This window comes from Streptomyces sp. RLB3-17 (genome assembly GCF_007113425.2).
Classification (GTDB): Bacteria; Actinomycetota; Actinomycetes; order Streptomycetales; family Streptomycetaceae; genus Streptomyces; species Streptomyces mirabilis_D.
Genome location: NZ_CP041610.2, coordinates 8,486,420 through 8,507,812 on the forward strand (window position 1 = coordinate 8,486,420; position 21,393 = coordinate 8,507,812).

The following is a 21,393-nucleotide window of genomic DNA, read 5'->3' on the forward strand; positions in this document are numbered from 1 at the left end:
ACGCGATGGTGTGATCATGTCCCGCCCGGTGGATGCCTCCGGAGGGCCCTGGGTAGGGCCCGGCCATGACGCAGCCGTTCGAACTCCCGCACTTCTACATGCCGTATCCCGCGCGGCTGAACCCGCACCTCGACGAGGCGCGCGCCCACACGGTCGAATGGGCCCGTGGGATGGGCATGTTGGAGGGCTCCGGCATCTGGGAACAGTCCGACCTCGACGCGCACGACTACGGGCTGCTCTGTGCGTACACCCACCCCGACTGCGACGGCCCGGCACTCTCGCTCATCACCGACTGGTACGTGTGGGTGTTCTTCTTCGACGACCACTTCCTGGAGACCTTCAAACGCACCCAGGACCGCGACGGCGGCAAGGCCTACCTGGACCGGCTGCCCCTCTTCATGCCGCTGGACCTCTCGACCCCCGTACCGGAGCCGGAGAACCCGGTCGAGGCGGGGCTCGCCGACCTCTGGGCCCGCACGGTGCCCGCGATGTCGGTGGACTGGCGCGGGCGGTTCGCGGTGTCCACGGAGCACCTGCTCAACGAGTCGATGTGGGAGCTCTCCAACATCAACGAGGGACGGATCGCCAACCCCGTCGAGTACATCGAGATGCGCCGCAAGGTGGGCGGCGCCCCCTGGTCGGCGGGGCTCGTGGAGTACGCGACGGCCGAGGTGCCCGCCTCCGTCGCGGGGACGCGCCCGCTGCGCGTGCTGATGGAGACGTTCTCCGACGGGGTCCATCTGCGCAACGACCTGTTCTCCTACCAGCGCGAGGTCGAGGAGGAGGGCGAGCTCAGCAACGGCATCCTCGTCCTGGAGACCTTCTTCGGCTGCACCACCCAGGAGGCCGCCGAGACCGTCAACGACATCCTCACCTCACGCCTGCACCAGTTCGAACACACGGCCCTCACCGAAGTGCCCGCAATCGCCGCGGAGAACGGGCTCACCCCGGACCAGGTCGCCGCCGTCGCCGCGTACACCCAGGGGCTCCAGGACTGGCAGTCGGGCGGTCACGAGTGGCACCTGCGCTCCAGCCGCTACATGAACGAGGCGGCGGTGGAGGGCAGCCGGCCGCTCGGCAGCGCCGGGTTCGGCACCGCGGCCGTCGATGTCGGCGCCCTGCTCTCCGCGGCCGGGGCACAGCGGCTGCGCAGGTACACCCACGTCCCGTACCAGAAGGTCGGCCCGTCCCTGCTCCCCGACTTCTACATGCCCTTCGAGCCGACCCTCAGCCCCCACCTGGACGGCGCCCGCGACCGCCTCACCGGCTGGATGTACGAGAAGGGCATGCTTCAGGAGGGCGTCTGGGACGAGGACAAGCTGGACGCGTACGACCTTCCGCTGTGCGCCGCGGGCATCCATCCGGACGCGACCGAGGAGGCCCTCGACCTCGGCTCGCAGTGGCTGGCCTGGGGGACGTACGGCGACGACTACTACCCGCTGGTCTTCGGACACCGCCGCGACCTGGCGGCGGCCAGGACCACCACCGCACGCCTCTCGGCCTGCATGCCCATCGACGGCGAGCCGACCCCGGTCCCGGCCAACGCCATGGAGCACGGCCTCCTCGACCTGTGGGAGCGCACGGCGGCGAAGATGACCCCGGACGAGCGGCGCAAGCTGCGCGGTGACGTGGACAAGATGACGGAGAGCTGGGTGTGGGAGCTGTCGAACCAGCTCCAGCACCGCATCCCCGACCCGGTCGACTACCTGGAGATGCGCCGCGCCACCTTCGGCTCCGACCTCACCCTGAACCTGTGCCGCCTGGGCCACGGCCCCAAGGTCCCGCCCGAGGTGTACCTGAGCGGTCCCGTCCGGTCGTTGGAGAACGCCGCCATCGACTACGCGATGCTGATCAACGACGTCTTCTCGTACCAGAAGGAGATCGAGTACGAGGGCGAGGTCCACAACGCCATCCTCGTCGTGCAGAACTTCTTCGGCTGCGACTACCCGACCGGCCTCGGCGTCGTCCACGACCTGATGACCCAGCGCATGCAGCAGTTCCAGCACGTCGCCGCCCATGAACTGCCCGTCTTGTACGAGGACTTCAAGCTCTCGCCGGAAGTGCGCGGCATCATGGACGGCTATGTGGTGCAACTCGAGAACTGGCTGTCCGGAATCCTGAAGTGGCACCAGGACTGCCACCGTTACGGCGCCGAGGACCTGGCCCGCCGCGCCCACGGCTTCCTGCCGGACCGGGCCCCCACGGTCCCGTTCCCCGGGACGGGGGCCGGGACCGTGCCGGTGCCGGTCCCGGCGCTCAGTCCCCAGGGCATGGCGGAGACGGAATCCCCGCCGGACCTCACTCCCAGGACCGTGGCGGGCGCCGCCTCGTCGTTCACCCTGCCGAAGGGGGTGGGAGCCGCCGCGGAGTTCAGCCTGCCGAAGGCTGAGGCGGCGTCGGCTCCGCACTGACGCCGGCATCGGGGTTCGCACCGGTGTCCGTGTGGATGTCTGTACGGCTGTCCGTATGGGTGTCGGTCGTCCTGGCGAGGTGCCGCTCCACGTTCGCCCTGGCCGTCCCGGAGAGTCTCGCCAGGAGCTCCCCGGCGGCCACGGTGACGGCCCGGACCTCGTCGGCGAGCGCCGTGTCGGTGGCCGCGGTCCGGGCGACCGCGTAGTGCTCCTCGACGATGTACGCGCCCAGGTTGGTGCGCTGCCAGTGCCCCAACGATTTGTCGCTCCCGCTCCCGCTCCCGCCGCCGACGTCGGCGCCGCCGTCCGGCTCGGCGAGAGTGTCCCGCAGCGAGGCCAACGTGCGTATCGCCGCGCCGAACCGGCCCTCCTCCCGCTCCAGCCGGGCGAGCCTGAGGAGGGCCGAGACGCGGTCCCAGGCACTGGTCTGCAGGGGTACGTACAGCCGCTGGGCGCGCAGCGCCTGAAAGGTGTCGCCCAACTGCTCGAACTCGTGGACGAGTGAGCCCAGTTGGGAGGCATCGCGGCGGTCCGTGGCCTTGCCGTCGCGCGCGTCGCAGTACGCCCGGAAGTCGATGTCGTCCAACCGCCGGATCAGCGCGGCGCGGGCGAGCTCGACCAGACCCTGTTCGTGGGCGAGGCCGGTCCAGGTGAACAGCGGTTCGTCGGTGGGGTCGGTACCGAAGAGCGAGTCGTCCAGGTCGCGCGCCCAGCTCCGCAGCTCGGCCGGATCGGCGTCCGGCTCGGGCATCCCGCCGAGTCCGCACCAGGTGTCGAAGTCCGTCTCACGGACCTCGTACAGCAGCGGCAGATCCTCCGCGCAGCCGTGCAGGCCCACCAGGACGGCGGCGAGCCGCAGTTCGTCGGTCATCGACGCCTCGGCCTCGTGCCTCAGCAGATGCCGCAGCAGCGGCAGATCGCCCTCGCGCCGGTCGAACTGGGCGGCGCGCAGCGCGAGCGCCCGGCGCGCCCGGTCCCCGGCCACCTCGTCCCACGCCGAGCCCTCGCGCAGCAGCGTGAGGTCGGTGCGGCCCCGCGCGAGGACCGTCTCCCACAGCGGGGGACGGGGGTGGCGGTCGAGGAGGTCGTGCGCGCCGCCCTCCTCCGCGTTCAGAAGGAGGAAGTCGGGCTCGGTGCGCAGCAGGGCCGCGTGCAGCAGGCCGATGAGCTCGACGGGTGAGCGCTCGGGCAGGCCGAGACCGGCCCGCAGCTCGGTCCGCTCGTCGTCGATCCCGTGGTACTCCCGGATCTCCTCCTCCGTCTCGGCGACCGCCGCGCGGATCTTCTCCTCGCCGTCGGCCGGCGCGAGCCCCAGATAGTCGTGCCAGCCGGGCAGCCCGACCAGCACCTCCAGCGCCTCGTCGACGCTGTTGCCGATGATTCCGGCGGAGCCCTCGGAGTCCGCGTACAGCACGGAGCCGTCCCCGCACACGAAATACGTGCCGCCCGTGTCGTCCCCCGCCACCGCCTCCAGCGGACCGCCCGAGGCGAGCCGGACGGCCTCGCCGTGGTCGGCCCGGGTCAGGTCGAAGTTGAAGGGGAACGCGGCCAGTTCGGCCAGGTGAGGCTGCTTCCGGAGCAGCCGCAGGGCGTGATCGCTCATGCCGCCGAACGTAACAGCCGGCACTGACAAACGGCTCCGTCCGTCACACGGGCTGACGCCGTCCGCCGACCTCGTCGGCCCCGCCGAGTTCCCGGAGTTCCCCGACGGCCGCGTGTGCCACCGCGGCTCGCGCCAGCGCCCGCACGATCGGGTGCGGGCGTGAGCCGTCCCCGTACTGCTCCGGCTGGAAGAGGGTGCCCAGGAAGAAGGGGTGGCCCGGGAGTTCGACGATCCGTACGTTTCCGTCCTCGTCGTGGCCGCTGAAGCGCAGGCCGTGGGCGCGCAGGGTGTCGAGGTGGCGAGTGGGGCCGTACGCGCAGAAATAGCGTTCGACCGTCCGCTCGGCGCCCATCACGGACTGGGCGAGCGAACCCGGTTCGATGGTGACGGCGGCCTCGTGGCCCAGGAGGTGCTGGTGGCATACAGCATCAGTACGGGATCCTGGAGCGCATGGATCCGCATCTCCTGCGCACCTACGTCACCGTGGCCCGTGTCGCCTCCTTCTCGGAGGCCGCACGGGAACTCGGCTACACCCAGTCCGCGGTGTCCCAGCACATCGCCGCGCTGGAGCAGGACCTCGGCGCGCCGCTGCTGACCCGGCGCCCCGTGGCACCGACGGCGGCGGGCGAACGGCTCCTCGAACACGCCGGGCCGCTGCTGCTGCGCCTGGACGCGGCCCGCGCGGACGTCGTACGGATGGTGGGCGCGCCCGAGCACGGGCTGACGCTCGCGGCGACACCGACGGCGCTCGGTTCGCGCACGCTCGCGGCGCTGCCCGCCGCCGGGGTGACCCTGCGGGTGCTGGCCCGCGAGGAGATCCCCGCCGCCGTCGCGCAGGGCGGGGCGGAGCTGGGTCTGGTGGACGGACTCACGGCGCCCAACGACCCCTTGCGGCATCCCGACGTGGCCCCGCTGACCACGTACGGCGTCGGCGAGGAACCCGTCTGCGTGCTGCTGCCCGAGACTCATCCGCTCGCCCGGTGCGACGGGCTGCGCCTCGCCGATCTCGTCGACGCCCGCTGGCTGGACGCCCCCGACGCGGGACTGCCCCTGGCCCACCTCCGCCGGGCGAACGGCAGCGGGGGCTTCCGCCCGGCCCTGCGGTACGAGGGCACCGACGTGCTCACCCTCGCCGCCCTGGCCGCCGCCGGGCACGGTCTCACGCTGCTGCCGCGGGCCGCGGCCACCGGCGTCCCCGGGGCGGTGGCCGCGCCGCTCGTGGCGCCGCGCCTGGTGCACCGTACGGAACTGGTGCACAGCGGGTCTCCGCGCGGAGCCGCCGCGGCCTTGGTGGACAAACTTCTCGAACGTGTTTGACAGTCTCACTCGTTCGTGAATCGTCGTGCGCCGGAGCGCGGGGTAGAGCAAGAGCCGGGGGCGGTCCGTAGAGCATCTGCAGGAGGCGATCCATGGAACAGGCCGCACTGCGTCCCAAGCCGATGCCCGGTCAGGATCCGGGTGGTGACCGGAGTTCGACCGGCACCACCAAGCGCCCGCACGCCGCGCGACGGCGTGGCAGGCGGCTGATGTCGCTGTTCTTCGGTCTCCTCGTCGCGACCGTGCTGGTCCTGTCGGGCGTCGGACTCGGGACCGTGGGCGCCACGGTGATCGGTATGAGCAGGCTGGCGGACCTCCAGAAGCGGGCGGGGGCGGCGCAGGGGCCGTCCGGCCGGCCGTCCGGGCCCGGGCAGGCATCCGGCGCGCCGCAGGTCGGTGGCACCAAGTCGGCGCCCGGCGGCGGGAGTCCGGTCACTTCGACGGCACCGGAGCCCGCGCCCGGGAAGGCCACGCTCGGCATCGAGGCGGTCGACGCCCCCCACGGCGGGGGCGCGCTCGTCGTCGGTGTGCACGTCCCGGGCTCCGGCTACACCGCGGGCCTGGTCCGCGGTGACACCCTGATCGCCTTCGCCGGGGCCCGGCTCGGCTCGGCCGCCGACCTCGCGCGGGCGGTCTCGACCGCGGACCCCGGGACGACGGTCACGCTCGACGTGCGCCACGCGAACGGCAACCAGCAGCAACTGTCCACGGTCCCGCGCATCGTGACCTGACGCCGACGAGTCGGTCAGGCGGTCCTGAAGTGGCTGGTCAGCCGCCCGTCGTCGGCCAGTACATGAAACGCGAAGCCAGGGGGTGCGTCCCGGTCGGCGGCCCCCTCGCCCTCCCAGGGCAGCCGCAACGTCCAGGTCACCCCGGGACCGACGACGAGCGGCCGCCCGGCGAAGGCGGTCGCGGCGGGCGTGTGCGCGTGCCCGGTGATCAGCCCGACGACCTCGGGCCTGCGCTCCAACAGCGCGGCCAGGGAAGCCGGCCGGCGCAGTTGGTAGGCGTCCGGGAGGGGATGGTGCAGTGCCACCGGCGGATGGTGGAAGGCGAGCAACGCCGGGACGGTGCCGTCGAGTTCGTCGAGCGTCGTCCCGATCCACGCGTATGTCTCCTCGTCCAGCTCTCCTTCGTCCTGGCCCGGGATGCTGGAGTCGCACATCAGGACGGCGGCGTCGTCGAAGACGTGGACGCTGTTGACCGGCCCCTCGGACGCGGGCTGCCCGAGCAGGGCCTTGCGGTAGGGCGCTCGGCTGTCGTGGTTGCCCGGGCAGGTGAGTACGGGGAAGGGGGGCTCCCCGTCGCGCAGCCCGAGCAGACGGGCCGCCTCCTCGTACTCCGCCTCCGCGCCGTGGTCCGCGATGTCGCCGGTCACCAGCAGGGCGTCCACCCGCCCCGGCAGCTCCCACAGCCGCTCCCGCACCCGCTCGGCCCGCTCCGTCGCGCGCCGGGTGCCGTCGAGATGCAGATCGCTGATGTGTGCCAGTACGAGCATGGCCTGAGGCCTCCCCCTGGAAGTTAATGGAACATCCGCATCAAACCATTAGCGCTAATGGACTGGCAACGATCAACCGTTAGTTGAGCTCTCGGATCGACGCCACGGCCGCAACCGGCTCGCGTCCGCAACGGCGAACGGGCAGGATGCTGCCCGTAGCCCCTGGGGAAACTCCGGACAGACGGAGGCATGGATGACCGGCACGCCCGCGCCCTTCACCGCCGGTGACCCCGCGCCCTTCACCGCCGGTGACTACGGGGCCCGTATGCGGCGCGCGACCGAGGCCGCCGTGAACGCGGGACTCGACGGCGTCCTGATCGCCCCCGGGCCCGATCTGGTGTGGCTGACCGGCTACCGGCCCGTGGAGACCGAACGCCTCACCCTGCTGGTGCTCAGGGCCGGGCAGGACCCCGTGCTCGTCGTGCCGACCCTGGAGGCCCCGGACGCGGCAGCGGCGGCCCCCATGCTGACCCTGCGCGACTGGACCGACGGCAAGGACCCGTACGAGGCGGCCGCGTCCCTGGTCGGGAGCGCGGGCCGCTTCGGCGTCAGCGACAACTCCTGGGCCCTGCATCTGCTCGGCCTCCAGCGGCGGCTGCCGGACACGCGGTACGTGGCACTCACCGAAGCCCTGCCGATGCTGCGGGCGGTCAAGGACGCGGCCGAGGTGGCGCGGTTGGCGGAGGCCGGGGCGGCCGCGGACGCCGCGTACGAGGAGATCCGGAAGGTGCCCTTCGCGGGGCGCAGGGAGGCGGACGTCGCCGCCGACCTCGCCGAGCTGCTGCGGCATTTCGGCCACTCCCAGGTCGACTTCACCATCGTCGCCTCGGGCCCGAACGGCGCCAACCCGCACCACGAGGCGGGCGAGCGCGTCATCGAGCGCGGCGACATGGTCGTCCTCGACTTCGGCGGTCTCAAGCACGGCTACGGCTCCGACACCTCCCGCACGGTCCACGTCGGCGAGCCGGACCTCGAGGAGCGCCGGGTGCACGACGTCGTGCGCGCCGCCCAGGAGGCGGGCGTCGCGGCGGTCCGGCCGGGGGCCGCCTGCCAGGACGTCGACCGGGCCGCCCGCGCCGTCATCACCGAGGCGGGATACGGCGAGTTCTTCATCCACCGCACCGGACACGGCATCGGCGTCACCACCCACGAACCGCCGTACATGATCGAGGGCGAGGAACTGCCCCTCGTGCCCGGGATGTGCTTCTCCGTGGAGCCCGGCATCTATCTGCCCGGCCGCTTCGGGGTACGCATCGAGGACATCGTCACGGTGACCGAGGAGGGCGGATGGCGCCTCAACACCACGTCCCGCGAGATGGCGATCGTCGACTGACCGGTCACCAGGAGTACTCCCCAGGGCCTCCCGGCAGTCCAAGGCCCCCGACGGCAACGGCGCGACCATGACCCAGGCACCGACACCGAGCGCGGACACCGTCCGCCGACTGGTCCGTTCGCTGCTCGCCGACAGTCAGGTGGCGGGCGCGGGACCCGACGTCCGGCCCGTCACCGAGGGCGGTGAACACTCCACCTGGTGGGTCGGCACCCGCCATGTGCTGCGGCTCGCCCCGGACCGCGAGACCGCCGTGCGCCGGCGGCGCGAGCTGCGGCTGCGCGACCTGGTCCGCCCGCTCGTCGGGGTCGCGGTGCCGACCAGCGTCGCGCACGGCGACTGGGCGGGCGGCCTGACCTACACCCTGGACACCCGGCTTCCCGGCCGCTCGGGCGAGGCGCAGGACGTCTCCGCGGTCGGGGAGGCGGACCTCGCGGGACTGCTCACGGGGCTGCGCGAGGTGCCCGTACGGCAGGCCGAGGCGCTCGGCGTGCCACGGGCCGCGCCCCGCTCCCTGGAGGAGCTGCGGACGGCCGCGGAGCGGGCCGCCGAGGGGCTCGCAGCCGCCGACGAGTTCGACCCCGGACGCCTCGCCCAGCTCACCCAGCCCGCCGCCGGCCAGCTGGCCGCGCAGACCGCGGCCGCCGTCCTCGTCCACCACGACCTCAAGGGCGAACACCTGGTGGTGAGCGCCGACGGGCGGGTGCGCGGCGTCCTCGGCTGGGCCGACGCGGTCCTCGGGGACCCCGCCGAGGACATCGCCGGGCTCGCGATCGCCGTCGGAGCCCCCGCCGCCGTACGCGCCGCCACCCTCGCCGACTACGGGGCCCGCCCCTGTCTGCGCGGCCTGTGGCTGTCCCGCTGCGACACGGTGATCCGCCTCGCCGAGCGCCTGCGGGGCCGCGGCGAAGGCCCGCTCCCGCTGCTGCGGACCCAACTGGGACGCGCCTGGGAGCCGATCCTCCTCGAACGGGTCACGGAACTGCCGGGCGACGGCTGAGCCAGACCGCGCGAAGGCGCCAGGCGCTCACGCCTGCGTCAGCACCACACACGACTCGCCGGGCACGCTCAACACCCCGTTCGCGTCCGGCGCCTCGACCGGTTCCCACGCGGCCAGCACGCGCGCGTGGCGCAGCCCCAGCGGGATCGCGGCGGCCTCCTTGCCGAGGTTCACCGCCACCCGTACGTCCCCGCGCCGCAGGGCCAGCCAGCGGGCCTGGTCGTCGTAGGCGACCTTGACGGCGGCGAGATCGGGGTCCGCGAGGTCGGGCTGATGCCGGCGCAGGGCGATCAGGTCGCGGTACCAGGCCAGCACACGCGCGTGGAGTGCCTTTTCGGGTTCCGACCAGTCCAGGCAGGAGCGGTCGCGGGTCGCCGGGTCCTGCGGGTCGGGGACGTCCTCCTCTGCCCAGCCGTGGGCCGCGAACTCCCGCCGCCTGCCCCGCCGTACGGCCTGTGCGAGCTCGGGATCGGTGTGGTCGGTGAAGAACTGCCACGGGGTGCCGGCCGCCCACTCCTCGCCCATGAACAGCATCGGGGTGAAGGGCCCGGTGAGCGTCAGCGCGGCCGCACAGGCCAGCAGGCCGGGGGAGAGGGACGCGGACAGCCGGTCCCCCTGGGCACGGTTGCCGATCTGGTCGTGGGTCTGGGAGTAGCCGAGCAGCCGGTGAGCCGAGACGCGCGTACGCTCCAGGGGGCGGCCGTGGCGGCGTCCGCGGAAGCTCGAGTACGTACCGTCGTGGAAGAAGCCGGACGTCAGCGTCTTCGCGAGCGCCGCGAACGGGGACCGCGCGAAGTCCGCGTAGTAGGCCTGCCCCTCACCGGTCAGCGCGGTGTGCAGCGCGTGGTGGAAGTCGTCGTTCCACTGCGCGTGCAGTCCCAGACCGCCCTCCGCGCGCGCGGTGACGAGCCGCGGGTCGTTCAGATCCGACTCCGCGATCAGGAACAGAGGCCGGCCCAGGTCGTCGGCGAGGGCGTCCACGGCCGTCGACAACTCCTCCAGGAAGTGCATCGCGCGGGTGTCCCGCAACGCGTGCACCGCGTCCAGTCGCAGCCCGTCCAGCCGGAAGTCCCGCAGCCAGGCCAGGGCGCTGTCGACGAGATACGCGCGCACCTCGTCCGAACCCGGTGCGTCCAGGTTCACCGCGGAGCCCCAGGGCGTCTGATGGGTGTCCGTGAAGTACGGCCCGAACGCGGGGAGGTGGTTCCCGGACGGGCCGAGGTGGTTGTGCACGACGTCGAGGACCACACCCAGGCCGAGTTCGTGCGCCCGGTCGACAAAACGCTTCAGCGCCTCCGGGCCCCCGTAGGGCTCGTGCACGGCCCACAGGGAGACCCCCTCGTACCCCCAGCCGTGCCGCCCGGGGAACGGACACAGCGGCATCAACTCGATGTGGGTGACGCCCAGTTCCGCGAGGTGCTCCAGCCGTCCGGCGGCCGCGTCGAGCGTTCCTTCGGGGGTGTACGTCCCCACGTGCAGCTCGTAGAGGACCGCGCCCGGCAGCGGGCGCCCCGCCCACTCCGTGCGCCACGCGTACCGGGCCTGGTCGACCACCGCGCTCAGTCCGTCCGGGCCGTCCGGCTGCCGCCGCGAACGAGGATCGGGCAGCACGGGGCCGTCGTCCACCGCGAAGCCGTACCGCGTGCCGTCCCGCGCGTCCGCGTCGCCCGCCCACCATCCGGCGCGCTCCGGATCGCGCTCCAGCGCGTGCGTGGCGCCCGCGCAGTGGAGCGTCATCCGGTCGGCCTCCGGTGCCCACACCTCGAACCGCACAGACGGTTCCCCCTTGTCCGCTCTCTGTTGTCCGCTGTCCGCTGTCCGCTGTCCGCTGTCCGTTGCCGGTTGTCCGTTGTCCGCTCTTCGTGACAGAGCGCGACGTGAGTGACGCAACATGTGGTGACGTAGCACGTCCATGGTGCTTCACACGAGATCAATTCGCTTTCGAATCCACCCTTTTGCCGTGTGTTTGCCACGTGATGGACGCGTGGAACCCACCTGTCGGCGGCAGCGGCCTTTTCCGGGTCTTCTGGACACCCCGCTCCTACTGACCGACAATCACCTCCGTGACGTCGTCTTTCGAGTTCCACACGTACCCCGCGCGGCTGTCCGACGCGGAGCGCGACCGGGCGCTGAAGGCGCTCAGTGACGGCGTCGCCCTCGGGCGCCTCTCGCACGACACGTTCGTCCGCCGGATGGAACTGGCGCTCGCCGCCCGCCGCTCCGACGAACTCGCCGTGCTCATCGCCGACCTGCCCACCGAGGGACGCTGGTCGAAACTGGTGTTCGGCACCGTCGAGGCGATCTCCGGCTTCACCGTACGGCTGCGCAGGGCCTGGCAGGCCGAGCGGCTCCCCAAACTGCTACTGCCCCACCCGGGCAACAACTACCCCCTGCGGATCGGCCGCGACCCCGCGAGCGGACTGCGGCTCAACCACGAGACGGTCTCCCGCGTCCACGCCGAACTGAGCCGCCAGGGCGGCCTGTGGGTGCTGCGCGACCTCGGCTCGACCAACGGGACGACCGTCAACGGACGGCGGGTGATCAGCGCCGCCGTCGTCAAAGAGGGCGACCAGATCAGCTTCGGACGCATGTCCTTCCGCCTCTCCTCCTCCTGAGCGACCGACCCGCGCCCGCGTGAGCCTTGGCCTCGGTTTCACTCAGCGATTTCCTTAAATTCCCTTACGTTCGACGGTGTTGACGTACCTCCACAGCCGTGACTGACTGTGCGTACACCATGTACATCAGGTGAATCGACGGCACCACATTTGTGGAGGTGTGCCCTGCCGCCACTCCTCCGCTACCCGACCGTGGACGAGCTGGGCGCCCGTGCGGCCGCGCTCGTCGCCCGTCGGCCGCGCGACGCCCGACTGCGCCGCGTGGGCACGTCACGGGCGGGCACCCCGCTGTGGCTGCTGTCCGTCGGACACGGCGGCCGCCAGGTCCTCGTCGTCGCCGGACCCCACGCCAACGAACCCGTGGGTGGTGCCACGGCCCTGCGCCTGGCCGAACGGGTGCTCGCCGACCCCCGGCTCCGCGAGGGCGCCGACGCCACCTGGAACCTGCTGCTCTGCCTCGACCCCGACGGTGCCCGCCGCAACGAGGCCTGGCTGTCCGGCCCGTACACCCTCGGCCACTACTTCCGGAACTTCTTTCGCCCCGGCTTCCTCGAACAGCCCGAGTGGCTGCCAAAGGGCGCGGCGGGCGTCACCCTCCCCGAGACCCGCGCCCTCCTCGACCTCCAGGACGAACTGCGGCCGGTCTTCCAGTGCTCCCTGCACGGCGTCGACGTCGGCGGCGCCTTCGTCGAACTGACCCGCGAACTGCCCGGCCTCGCCCAGCGCGTCGCCCACACCGCGGCCCGCCTCGGCATCCCGCGCGAACTCGGGCCCTACGACACCCTGTACTGGCCGAGGCTCGGCCCCGCCGTCTACCGCATCCCGCCGCCGCACCCCGGCGACCTGGCCGCCGCCATCACCGAGGCCGCCGTCGAGTCCACCTGGTTCCACCCGCACCGCTACGGCACCGTCACCGCCGTCGTCGAGGCCCCCATGTGGGGCGTGGCGGCCGTGGAGGACGCCACCCGGCCCACCGACGCCGACGCCGTGCTGCGCTCCGTCAGTCACACGCTGCGCCACGACACACGGCTCCTGGAAGGCATCCTCGGGCGGATCCGGCCCGGCCTCGACACCTCCCCGGACACGGCCTGCCTCCTCGCACCCGTCGACGACTATTTACTCGTCGGCCCGGGCCTCGCCGACTCCTGGGACCCCGACGTGCACGACGCCAGGGCGCGCCCCCTGCCACCGCTCGACACGGCCCGCCTGACCGCCCTGCGCCTCGCCGGACGCCGGGTCGCCCTGCGCACGGCCGGGCTGCTGCACCAGCTCGTGACCGGCTCCGGGCGCGACCAGAGCGGGGCGCTGCCGGAGCTCGACCGGCTGATCGACGCATGGTGCGCCGACTACCGCGAGGGCTGCGGGGCGCGCTGGATCCCGGTCGCCCGCCAGGTCGAGTACCAGGCGCGCGTGGTGATCGCCGCGTTCGAACTCGCCGGGCGGTACGCGCCCGTGCGCTCCCATTCGGGTGAGACGGGGTGGGGCGCGCAGGCCGCGCTGCCGATGCACCGGGAATGACGAGAAACATCCACGTGGTACGCAACGCCCTCCTCGCGACCGTCGCCCTGCTCACCCTGGGCGCGACCCCGGCCCAGGCGACGTCCCACCAGGCGATCCCCGGCAACTGGCTCTACCTCACCCTCACCACCGGTGACGCCCACGCCAGCAGCATCCGCGGCACGCTCCTGCTCTGCGACCCGCCCCAGGGCCACGCTCGCGCGGCCGAGGCCTGCGCCGAACTCGCCACCGCCGGGGGAGACATCTCCCGGATCCCGCCCAGGCCCGACACCATCTGCTCGATGATCTACGGCCCGGTCACCGCCTCCGCGCGCGGGGAGTGGGAGGGGCGGCAGGTGACGTACTCGCACACATTCTCGAACTCGTGTGTGATGGGGGCTGGGACGGGGGCGGTGTTTGCGTGGTCGGGCTGAGGTGACGTCGGATGACAGATGACGATATCTGTCATCTGAAAGCCGTCATCTGAAATCTGTCATCCGTCAGTTGCGATCCGTCAAACGCGATCTGTCAGGCGGGATCCGTCATTCGTTATCTGTCGTCTGTCGTCTGTCGTCTGTCAGACGTCAGGCCGCGCCGTCCCGCGCATGCCGCGCCGCCGCGACCACCGTGCGGGACTGGTGCTCGACCTGGTGTTCCAGGGGAACCCAGCGGGCCCGGAAGCGTTCGGCGAAGGCGTCGCTCCACGCGGCGACCAGGCGCTCGAGGCGCGGTGCCGCGCGGTCGTCGGCCTCCTGGAGGACCCGCAGCAGCATCGCGGCGGCCCGCAAGGGGAGCCGGCGCCCGAACGCGTCGACACTGCCGACGTACGCCATCGTCGAATCGGCGGGCGGCGTCCGCACCCAGTCGTGGGCGAGGCCCGGCACCAGCTCCAGCGCCCACTTCGCGGCGCGCAGGAGGGGCCCGTCGGGGCCGGGGAGTCTGGGCAGGACCTCCGTGAGCACCGTCTGCACCTGGAGCGCGTCGCGCAGCAGCCGGTGTGCCAGGCGTCGCAGCGCCGCATCCGGTGCGGGATGAGGCGCCGGGTCGTCCACGAGGTCGCTGGCCCACATCGGCACCTCGACGACCGCGGTCAGACCGCCGTACCGGTGGGTGTGATACCAGGTGCTGTGCCGGGCGTCGTCGGGCATGCTCGGGTACGCGGCGTTCGAGCCCGGCGCCGGCATCACATGCACCCCGGGTCCGGAAGCGGGCCAGCCGGCGGCGTCGGAGGCGCCCGTCTCCACGGGGATGTGCAGTTCCGCCGCGGACTTGGCGAAGGGTTCGGCGAGGCCCGGGATGTCCTTGGTCAGCTGCACCCAGCTGCCGCCGAGATCGGTGCCGTGCAGGGTCACCTGGAGGTAGGGCCGCAGCTCGTCGATGACCCGGGTGAGGGCGCGGGTCTCCGGGGGCAGCCGGTCGGGCGGCAGGACGGAGGGCGACCACTCGGGCTGCTCGGGGCCGGCCGGACGGAAGAACCCGAGGTGGTAGTCGAACAGCGTGCGCGGGGCCGGTGTCACATGGAGGCTCGCGCCGTCCGGGTCCGCGCACAGGAGGAAGTGCCAGGAGGTGTCGGCCCGCAACTCCCGCTCGTGCAGTACACGTTCGGCCAGGGCCTGGAGCGTCGAGCCGCCGGTCGGCTCGTTCGCGTGGGCGCCCGCCACGACGAGGACCGCGCGCTCGGCGTGACCGACGGACAGCAGATGGAGGGGTCTGCCCGCGCGCGAGACGCCGATCTGTCTGAGGGCGCACAGCCCGGGACGGTGAGCCGCCAACGTCCGAGCGGACGAGACGATTTCGGTCACACTGGGGTAGCGCAACTCCGGCAGGAGACTCACCCCCGACTTGTCCGCCCTGCGTCGCTTTCCGCAGTACTCCACGGTCTGGGGGAACTGTCAAGGAGACGGCGCGGCGGCGCTCCGGAGCGCCAGGTGGCATTGATCTCCGCCAGGACGGGCGGGCGGCGCCGGAAGGGGCGTACGCGGCGCCGCTCGTGCAGGTCCGAGGGCCGGGGCCGACCTCGGGAGTCCCGGCGCGGCCCGCTCGTCGTCGCCCACCCCACACACCGTCCCTCCGTCCGGTGCGAGCCCTGGGAGCGTGCGCGGTCGCGAGCCGGTCCGAGGGGCGAGCCTCGGCGTCACCCGTCCGGGCGTACGAGGACTGCGGTCCGGGGGCCGCGGTGGTCCGCTGGGAACAACCACGTGCCGCTCCTCGGCGCGCAGACCCGAGGTGGGAGGCCCGCGGTGTTGTGTCCTCATGGCCTTCCCGCAGAAGGCGCTTCGATCGCGCCCACCGCTACGGTCGCCCCCGTCGCCCCCGTCGCCCCCGTCGCCCCCGTCGCCCCCGTCGCCCCCGTCGCCCCCGCCACGCCGCTCGCGACCTCGACACGACCGCCCGTCGTACGACGGCTGCCCGACCCCCCGAGCCTGCTCACCCCCGGCATCGAACGCGACCCGTACCCCCTGTACCGCACCCTGCGCCAGAAGTTCCCGCTCGTGTACGACCGGCCGTTCGGCGCGTGGTTGGTCAGCCGGTACGCCGACGTACGCGCCGCCCTCGCCGACCCCCGGCTCGTCGCCGCGCCGCCCGGACGCACCCTGGCCCACCTGGAGGGCGGCACGCACAGCGCGCACCGGGCGCTCGTCTCACCGGCGTTCCGCGGGCACGCCCTGACCGCGCTGACCGCCGGGGTCGAACGGACGGCGTACGTCCTCGCCCGCCGCCTCGCCGACCGCCAGGAGGCCGACCTCGTCGCCGAGTTCTGCCACTGGCTGCCCACCGCGGCGGCCGTCGCCGCGCTCGGGCTGCCGTACGAGGACACCGCGCGCGTGCACGCCTGGTGCCGCACGGGCCTCGACCACCTCGGCGGCCACCATCCCGAGCTCGACGTCTTCCTGCTCCCGTACATCGCCCGTCGGCGCGCCCACCCGGGCGACGATCTGCTCTCCGCGCTGTGCACGGCGCGGGCGGACGGGCGCCCGCTGTCCGACGAGGCGGTGGCGGGGATCGCCGGGACGCTCCTCGGCGCGGGCGGCGAGGCGACCGCGCACGCGCTGGCGTCGTTCCTCGCCAACCTCCTCGACCACCCCGGACAGCTGGCGCTGGTCCGCGCCCGCCCCGAGCTGACGGCCGGGGCCTGGGCCGAGTCGCTGCGCCGCGATCCCCCGCTGCACATCGTGCTGCGCCGGGCCGTCGAGCCGGTCGGCGCGGTACCCGTGGGCGCCACCGTGGCGTGTCTGCTGGGCGCCGCGGGCCGCGACCCGGCCCGGTTCGCCGACCCGGACCGCTACGACGTCTTCCGGCCCGATCCCGGGCAGCTCGCGTACGGTTCCGGACGGCACTTCTGCCCGGGCGCGCTGCTCGCCCGGCTCACCGCGGAACACGGCCTGCGCGCCCTGTTCGCCGCCCTCCCGGAGCTGCGCAGGTCCCCGGGCTTCCGTCCCGTCGCGGAGGGCCTGATCAGCCGCTCTCCCCGGAGCCTGCTGGTCCGTCTGCGCCGACCCGCTCCAGAAGGACCACCGGCGACGGTTCGAAAAGCTCCGCCACACGTGTGTGCCCCGTGAATTCCCGCTCCGGGTCGAGCACGTCCGCCCACCGCCCCTCCGGGAGCGCGAGCCGGGTGTCGCGCCAGCCGCCCGCCTCCGCCAGGCGCAGCGAAAGCCGGGTGACGGCGGCAATCACCTCCCCGGAGCGGACGAACGCCGTGCAGTGCGCGGCGCCCGGCCCCTCCGCCGCCAGCGGCACGTACGTCGCCGCGTCGCCGAAGACCTCGGGGCGCCGCCCGCGCAGCCGCAGCGCCGCCGTGGTGAGCGCGGCCTTCGCCGAAGCCTGCTCCGGGGGGGCGAACGGCTCCCGGTTGTCAGGGTCCACCAGTGCCAGGTACTCGCCCTCGGTGCCCTGGTAGACGTCGGGCACCCCGGGCATCGTCAGCTGGACCAGAGCGGCCCCCAGGACGTTCGCCCGGACGTGCGGGGCGAGCGAGGTCCGGAAGCCGGCCACGTGCCGCCCGGGCGGCCCGCAGGGGCCCGCCGCGACGAAGGACGCCACCGACTCCTCGTACGCGGGGTTCTGCTCGGTCCAGGAGGTGTGCAGCCCTGCTTCCCGGACGTGCTTGAGCAGTGCCCCCTGGACGCGTTGCGCGTCGGCCGGACCCAGCCCGAACACCGTCTGCCACGCGGCCCACGCCGTCTGCGGGTCGGGTACGCCCGTCGTCCCCTCGCGGGTCACCTCGGCCAGCGCGTCCGCCCACCGCTCGGGGCACTGGGTGAGCACCGAGAGGGCGGCGCGGACGTCGGCGCTGCGTTTGGTGTCGTGCGTGGACAGGGCGGTGCCGGTGGCGGGCCAGTCGCGCTGCACGCGCGCGCAGTAGGCGTGGAAGTCCTCCGGGGACACGGCCGGAGCACCCGGGTTGCCGCCCACCTCGTTGGCCGACAGCAGGGGCACATAGCGGTAGAACGCGGTGTCCTCCACGGACTTCGCCCGCAGCGCGGACGAGGTCTGCGCGAACCGGGCCCGGAACTCCGCGTGCTCGGGTCCGTCACCGGCCCGCCCGAGCAGCAGGTCCCGCACGACGTCCACGGCGTGCGCCTCCTCCGGCACCGTGAAGACCGCCCGGGCCTCTTCGGCGGCCTCCTCCGTCACGACGAGGGAGGCGTCCGTGGACGGATACGGCCGGTACACCTCGACGCGCACCAGGAGCTCCCGCAGCGCGGTGCCCAGGGCCCACGGGGCGTGGTCGCGCGGTTCCGGGTCGGGGGAGTCGGCGCACAGCCGGCTCGCCACGCGCGTGAGGCGGTCGAACTCCGTGGCCAGCTCGTGCGTGATCACCTTGTACGCCGCCCGGCGCACCGTCGCCTCCCAGCTGCCGCCCCGATCGGCCTGGGGGGCCGCGAACCGCCGGTACTGGCCGAGGAGTTCCCCCGCGCCCGCCGGGTCCGTGAAGAGGCCGTCGACGTGCCGCAGGGCGTCGTAGCCCGTGGTGCCCGCGACGGGCCAGGCGGCGGGCAGCGGCTCGCCGTCCGCGAGGATCTTCTCGACCACCGTCCAGCGCCCGCCGGTCGCCTCGTGGAGGCGGCGCAGATAGGCGTCCGGGTCCGCCAGGCCGTCCGGGTGGTCGATGCGCAGTCCCTCGACCACTCCCTCGTCGAGCAGCTCCAGGATCTTCGCGTGGGTCGCCGTGAACACCTCCGGGTCCTCGACGCGCACGCCGATGAGCTCCGAAATGCTGAAGAAGCGGCGGTAGTTGAGGTCGGTGCGGGCCAGTCGCCACCAGGCCGGGCGGTACCACTGGGCGTCGAGGAGCTCCGGCAGCGGCAGCCCCGCGGTGCCCTCGCGCAGCGGAAACATGTGGTCGTAGTAGCGCAGTACGTCGCCGTCCACCTTCAGGTGGTCGATTTCCACGCCGAGCCGGCCCCCGAGCACCGGCAGCAGCAGCCGGCCGTCCCCGGCGTCCCAGTCGATGTCGAACCAGCGCGCGTACGGCGACTCGGGGCCCTCGCGCAGTACCTCCCACAGGGCGTGGTTGTGGCGGGGGGCCATCGCCATGTGGTTCGGCACGATGTCCACGACGAGGCCGAGCCCGTGTTCCCGTGCCGTGCGGGCGAGGGCGCGCAGCCCCTCCTCGCCGCCCAGTTCACCCCGTACACGCGCGTGGTCCACCACGTCGTAGCCGTGCGTCGAGCCGGGGACCGACTCCAGGACGGGGGACAGGTGCAGATGGGAGACGCCGAGCGAGGCCAGGTACGGCACGGCGGCCTCGGCGGCCCCGAAGGGGAACTCCGGCTGCAACTGCAGCCGGTAGGTGGCGGTGGGCGCGGCGGGTACCACCGGGGCAGGGGTCTCCCGTTCGGGACGCTCAGGTGTCATGGAAACCTACGTACCCGCCTCGTCCTCTTTCGTGTCATCGACGTACGTCCGAATGACCGGCTACGCGGGCCGTTGCAGCACGGTCAGGCTCCGGTCGAGCAGGGTCAGCCGGTCGCCGGCCTGGACCTTCGCGCCCGTGCCCGCCGCCACCCCGTCCGGGAGGGCCGTGTCGACGACCACCTGCCACTGCCGTCCGTGGTTGACCGGAACCACGAACTCCAGGGGCTTGGGCGAGGCGTTGAACATCAGCAGGAAGGAGTCGTCGGCGATGTGCTCACCGCGCGGGCCCGGCTCGGAGATCGCGTTGCCGTTGAGGAAGACCGACAGCGCCTGCGCCTGCGTGGACCCCCAGTCGCGCTGGGTCATCTCGGTGCCCGCCGGGGTGAACCACGCGATGTCGGACAGCTCGTCGTGGGTGCCCTGGACGGGGCGGCCGTGGAAGAACCGGCGCCGCCGGAAGACCGGGTGGTCGCGGCGCAGCCACACCATCGCGCGCGTGAAGTCCAGCAGCTCGCCGTCGTTCTCGGGCCACGGCACCCAGGCCAGCTCGCTGTCCTGGCAGTAGGCGTTGTTGTTGCCGTTCTGGGTGCGCGCGAACTCGTCGCCGTGGCTGAGCATCGGCACGCCCTGGGAGAGCATCAGCGTCGCGATGAAGTTGCGCTTCTGACGGGCCCGCAGCGCGAGTACGGCCGCGTCGTCGGTGTCGCCCTCGGCGCCGCAGTTCCAGGACCGGTTGTGGCTCTCGCCGTCGCGGTTGTCCTCGCCGTTGGCCTGGTTGTGCTTGTTGTTGTAGGAGACGAGGTCGTTGAGCGTGAACCCGTCGTGGCAGGTGACGAAGTTGATGGAGGCGAGCGGACGGCGGCCGTCGTCCTGATAGAGGTCGGAGGAGCCGGTCAGCCGGGAGGCGAACTCGGCCAGCGTGCGCGGCTCGCCGCGCCACAGGTCCCGTACGGTGTCGCGGTACTTGCCGTTCCACTCGGTCCACAGGGGCGGGAAGTTGCCCACCTGGTAGCCGCCCTCGCCGACGTCCCAGGGCTCGGCGATCAGCTTCACCTGGGAGACCACCGGATCCTGCTGGACCAGATCGAAGAACGACGACAGCCGGTCCACCTCGTGGAACTGGCGGGCCAGCGTGGCCGCGAGGTCGAAGCGGAAGCCGTCGACGTGCATCTCGGTGACCCAGTAGCGCAGCGAGTCCATGATCAGCTGGAGCACGTGCGGGGAGCGCATGAGGAGCGAGTTGCCGGTCCCCGTGGTGTCCATGTAGTAGCGGGGATCGTCCGCGAGGCGGTAGTACGAGGCGTTGTCGAGGCCCCTGAAGGACAGGGTCGGGCCCAGATGGTTGCCCTCGGCGGTGTGGTTGTAGACCACGTCCAGGATGACCTCGATCCCGGCCTCGTGCAGCGCTCGGACCGCGGACTTGAACTCCAGGACCTGCTGGCCGCGGTCGCCCCAGGACGCGTAGGTGTTGTGCGGGGCGAAGAAGCCGATCGTGTTGTAGCCCCAGTAGTTGTTGAGGCCCATCTCCACCAGTCGGTGGTCGTTCACGAACTGGTGTACGGGCATCAGCTCCAGCGCCGTGACACCCAGCTCCGTCAGGTGTTCGATGATCGCCGGGTGGGCGAGCGCCGCGTAGGTGCCGCGCAGTTCCTCGGGCAGCGCCGGATGCTGCATCGTCAGGCCCTTCACATGGGCCTCGTAGATCACCGTGTGGTGGTACTCGGTGCGCGGGCGCCGGTCGTCGCCCCAGTCGAAGTAGGGGTTGACCACGACCGAGGTCATGGTGTGCGGCGCCGAGTCCAGGTCGTTGCGCTTGTCGGGCGCCCCGAACGGATAGCTGTACACCTCCTCGCCCCATTTGATCGAGCCACTGATCGCACGCGCGTACGGATCCAGTAGCAGCTTCGCGGAGTTGACGCGCTGTCCGCGCTCGGGCGCGTACCGTCCGTGCACCCGGAACCCGTACCGCTGCCCGGGCATGATCCCCGGCAGATACGCGTGGCGCACGAACGCGTCGCTCTCGCGCAGTTCGACCGCCGTCTCCGAGCCGTCGTCCTGCAGCAGACACAGCTCGATCCGGTCGGCGGCCTCCGAGAAGACCGCGAAATTGGTACCGGCGCCGTCGTACGTGGCACCGAGTGGATATGCCTCTCCAGGCCAGACCTGCATGGATACGACTCTTCCAGTAGTGCCGCGCCCCTGGGGGCAACTCGGAGTCGAGTCTCCCCGAAACTGAGGGAACCTCCTATGTCTTATGTCC

15 protein-coding genes and 1 pseudogene are annotated in these 21,393 nt (G+C 72.6%); 9 read left to right on the forward strand and 7 right to left on the reverse strand.

From position 1 onward, the window contains the following. The first annotated feature begins 65 nt into the window (after positions 1 to 65). On the forward strand, positions 66 to 2,411 hold the full coding sequence (cyc2, locus tag FNV62_RS38105; protein WP_225900505.1) for a germacradienol/geosmin synthase Cyc2: 2,346 nt from the start codon (positions 66 to 68) through the stop codon (positions 2,409 to 2,411). On the opposite strand, the gene FNV62_RS38110 is transcribed toward cyc2, so the two are convergent. Further along, the gene (locus tag FNV62_RS38110; RefSeq protein ID WP_205522301.1) at positions 2,371 to 4,014 is read right to left on the reverse strand and encodes a hypothetical protein; all 1,644 of its coding nucleotides are present in this window, start codon (positions 4,012 to 4,014) and stop codon (positions 2,371 to 2,373) included. The two genes, cyc2 and FNV62_RS38110, sit on opposite strands and share 41 nt — an antisense overlap. A gap of 43 nt (positions 4,015 to 4,057) precedes the next feature. Further along, positions 4,058 to 4,423, reverse strand: a pseudogene (locus tag FNV62_RS38115) (hypothetical protein); the annotation flags it as partial. Between the two features lie 41 nt (positions 4,424 to 4,464). Here FNV62_RS38115 and FNV62_RS38120 point away from each other — a divergent pair. Together FNV62_RS38120 and FNV62_RS38125 are read left to right on the forward strand one after the other, a co-directional pair. Continuing rightward, positions 4,465 to 5,331: a LysR family transcriptional regulator gene (locus FNV62_RS38120; RefSeq protein ID WP_143656066.1), complete on the forward strand. Its 867-nt coding sequence runs from the start codon at positions 4,465 to 4,467 to the stop codon at positions 5,329 to 5,331. A gap of 92 nt (positions 5,332 to 5,423) precedes the next feature. Next, positions 5,424 to 6,062, forward strand: coding sequence for a PDZ domain-containing protein (locus FNV62_RS38125; protein ID WP_143656067.1), 639 nt, complete (start codon positions 5,424 to 5,426; stop codon positions 6,060 to 6,062). 14 nt (positions 6,063 to 6,076) lie between these two features. Here FNV62_RS38125 and FNV62_RS38130 read toward each other — a convergent pair whose 3' ends face one another. After that, positions 6,077 to 6,829 (reverse strand): metallophosphoesterase, encoded by a 753-nt coding sequence (locus FNV62_RS38130; protein WP_144315848.1) that lies wholly within the window; start codon positions 6,827 to 6,829, stop codon positions 6,077 to 6,079. A 193-nt stretch (positions 6,830 to 7,022) separates the two neighbouring features. On the opposite strand from FNV62_RS38130, the gene FNV62_RS38135 reads away from it, so the two are divergent. Both FNV62_RS38135 and FNV62_RS38140 read left to right on the forward strand, forming a co-directional pair. After that, positions 7,023 to 8,162 carry an aminopeptidase P family protein gene (locus FNV62_RS38135; protein WP_143656068.1) on the forward strand — a complete coding sequence of 380 codons (1,140 nt, stop codon included), beginning with the start codon at positions 7,023 to 7,025 and terminating at the stop codon, positions 8,160 to 8,162. A 67-nt stretch (positions 8,163 to 8,229) separates the two neighbouring features. After that, entirely contained in the window at positions 8,230 to 9,159 is a 930-nt protein-coding gene (locus FNV62_RS38140; RefSeq protein WP_097286639.1) for an aminoglycoside phosphotransferase family protein, read from the forward strand. 27 nt (positions 9,160 to 9,186) lie between these two features. Here FNV62_RS38140 and treZ read toward each other — a convergent pair whose 3' ends face one another. Continuing rightward, positions 9,187 to 10,932 (reverse strand): malto-oligosyltrehalose trehalohydrolase, encoded by a 1,746-nt coding sequence (gene treZ, locus FNV62_RS38145; RefSeq protein WP_143656070.1) that lies wholly within the window; start codon positions 10,930 to 10,932, stop codon positions 9,187 to 9,189. A gap of 290 nt (positions 10,933 to 11,222) precedes the next feature. On the opposite strand from treZ, the gene FNV62_RS38150 reads away from it, so the two are divergent. The 3 genes from FNV62_RS38150 (at position 11,223) to FNV62_RS38160 (ending at position 13,705) form a co-directional block, all read left to right on the forward strand. Beyond that, positions 11,223 to 11,774, forward strand: a complete 552-nt coding sequence (locus tag FNV62_RS38150) for a DUF1707 and FHA domain-containing protein (protein WP_054236796.1) — start codon at positions 11,223 to 11,225, stop codon at positions 11,772 to 11,774. 150 nt (positions 11,775 to 11,924) lie between these two features. Beyond that, positions 11,925 to 13,292, forward strand: a complete 1,368-nt coding sequence (locus FNV62_RS38155; RefSeq protein WP_143656071.1) for a M14 family zinc carboxypeptidase — start codon at positions 11,925 to 11,927, stop codon at positions 13,290 to 13,292. Next, a complete protein-coding gene (locus tag FNV62_RS38160) occupies positions 13,289 to 13,705 on the forward strand; it encodes an SSI family serine proteinase inhibitor (protein WP_143609442.1) in 417 nt (138 codons plus the stop codon). Before FNV62_RS38155 ends, FNV62_RS38160 begins: the two co-directional genes overlap by 4 nt. 150 nt (positions 13,706 to 13,855) lie before the next feature. Here the strand turns inward: FNV62_RS38160 and FNV62_RS38165 are convergent, their stop codons facing one another. Continuing rightward, positions 13,856 to 15,106, reverse strand: a complete 1,251-nt coding sequence (locus FNV62_RS38165; RefSeq protein WP_097286643.1) for a M14 family zinc carboxypeptidase — start codon at positions 15,104 to 15,106, stop codon at positions 13,856 to 13,858. Between the two features lie 405 nt (positions 15,107 to 15,511). Here FNV62_RS38165 and FNV62_RS38175 point away from each other — a divergent pair, with 405 nt between their 5' ends. Beyond that, positions 15,512 to 16,831, forward strand: a complete 1,320-nt coding sequence (locus FNV62_RS38175; RefSeq protein ID WP_225900506.1) for a cytochrome P450 — start codon at positions 15,512 to 15,514, stop codon at positions 16,829 to 16,831. On the opposite strand, the gene treY is transcribed toward FNV62_RS38175, so the two are convergent. Both treY and glgX read right to left on the reverse strand, forming a co-directional pair. Then, positions 16,728 to 19,133, reverse strand: a complete 2,406-nt coding sequence (treY, locus tag FNV62_RS38180; RefSeq protein WP_144315849.1) for a malto-oligosyltrehalose synthase — start codon at positions 19,131 to 19,133, stop codon at positions 16,728 to 16,730. The genes FNV62_RS38175 and treY overlap by 104 nt on opposite strands. Positions 19,134 to 19,193: 60 nt before the next feature. After that, positions 19,194 to 21,302, reverse strand: a complete 2,109-nt coding sequence (glgX, locus tag FNV62_RS38185) for a glycogen debranching protein GlgX (RefSeq protein WP_060898367.1) — start codon at positions 21,300 to 21,302, stop codon at positions 19,194 to 19,196. Between the last annotated feature and the right edge of the window lie 91 nt (positions 21,303 to 21,393).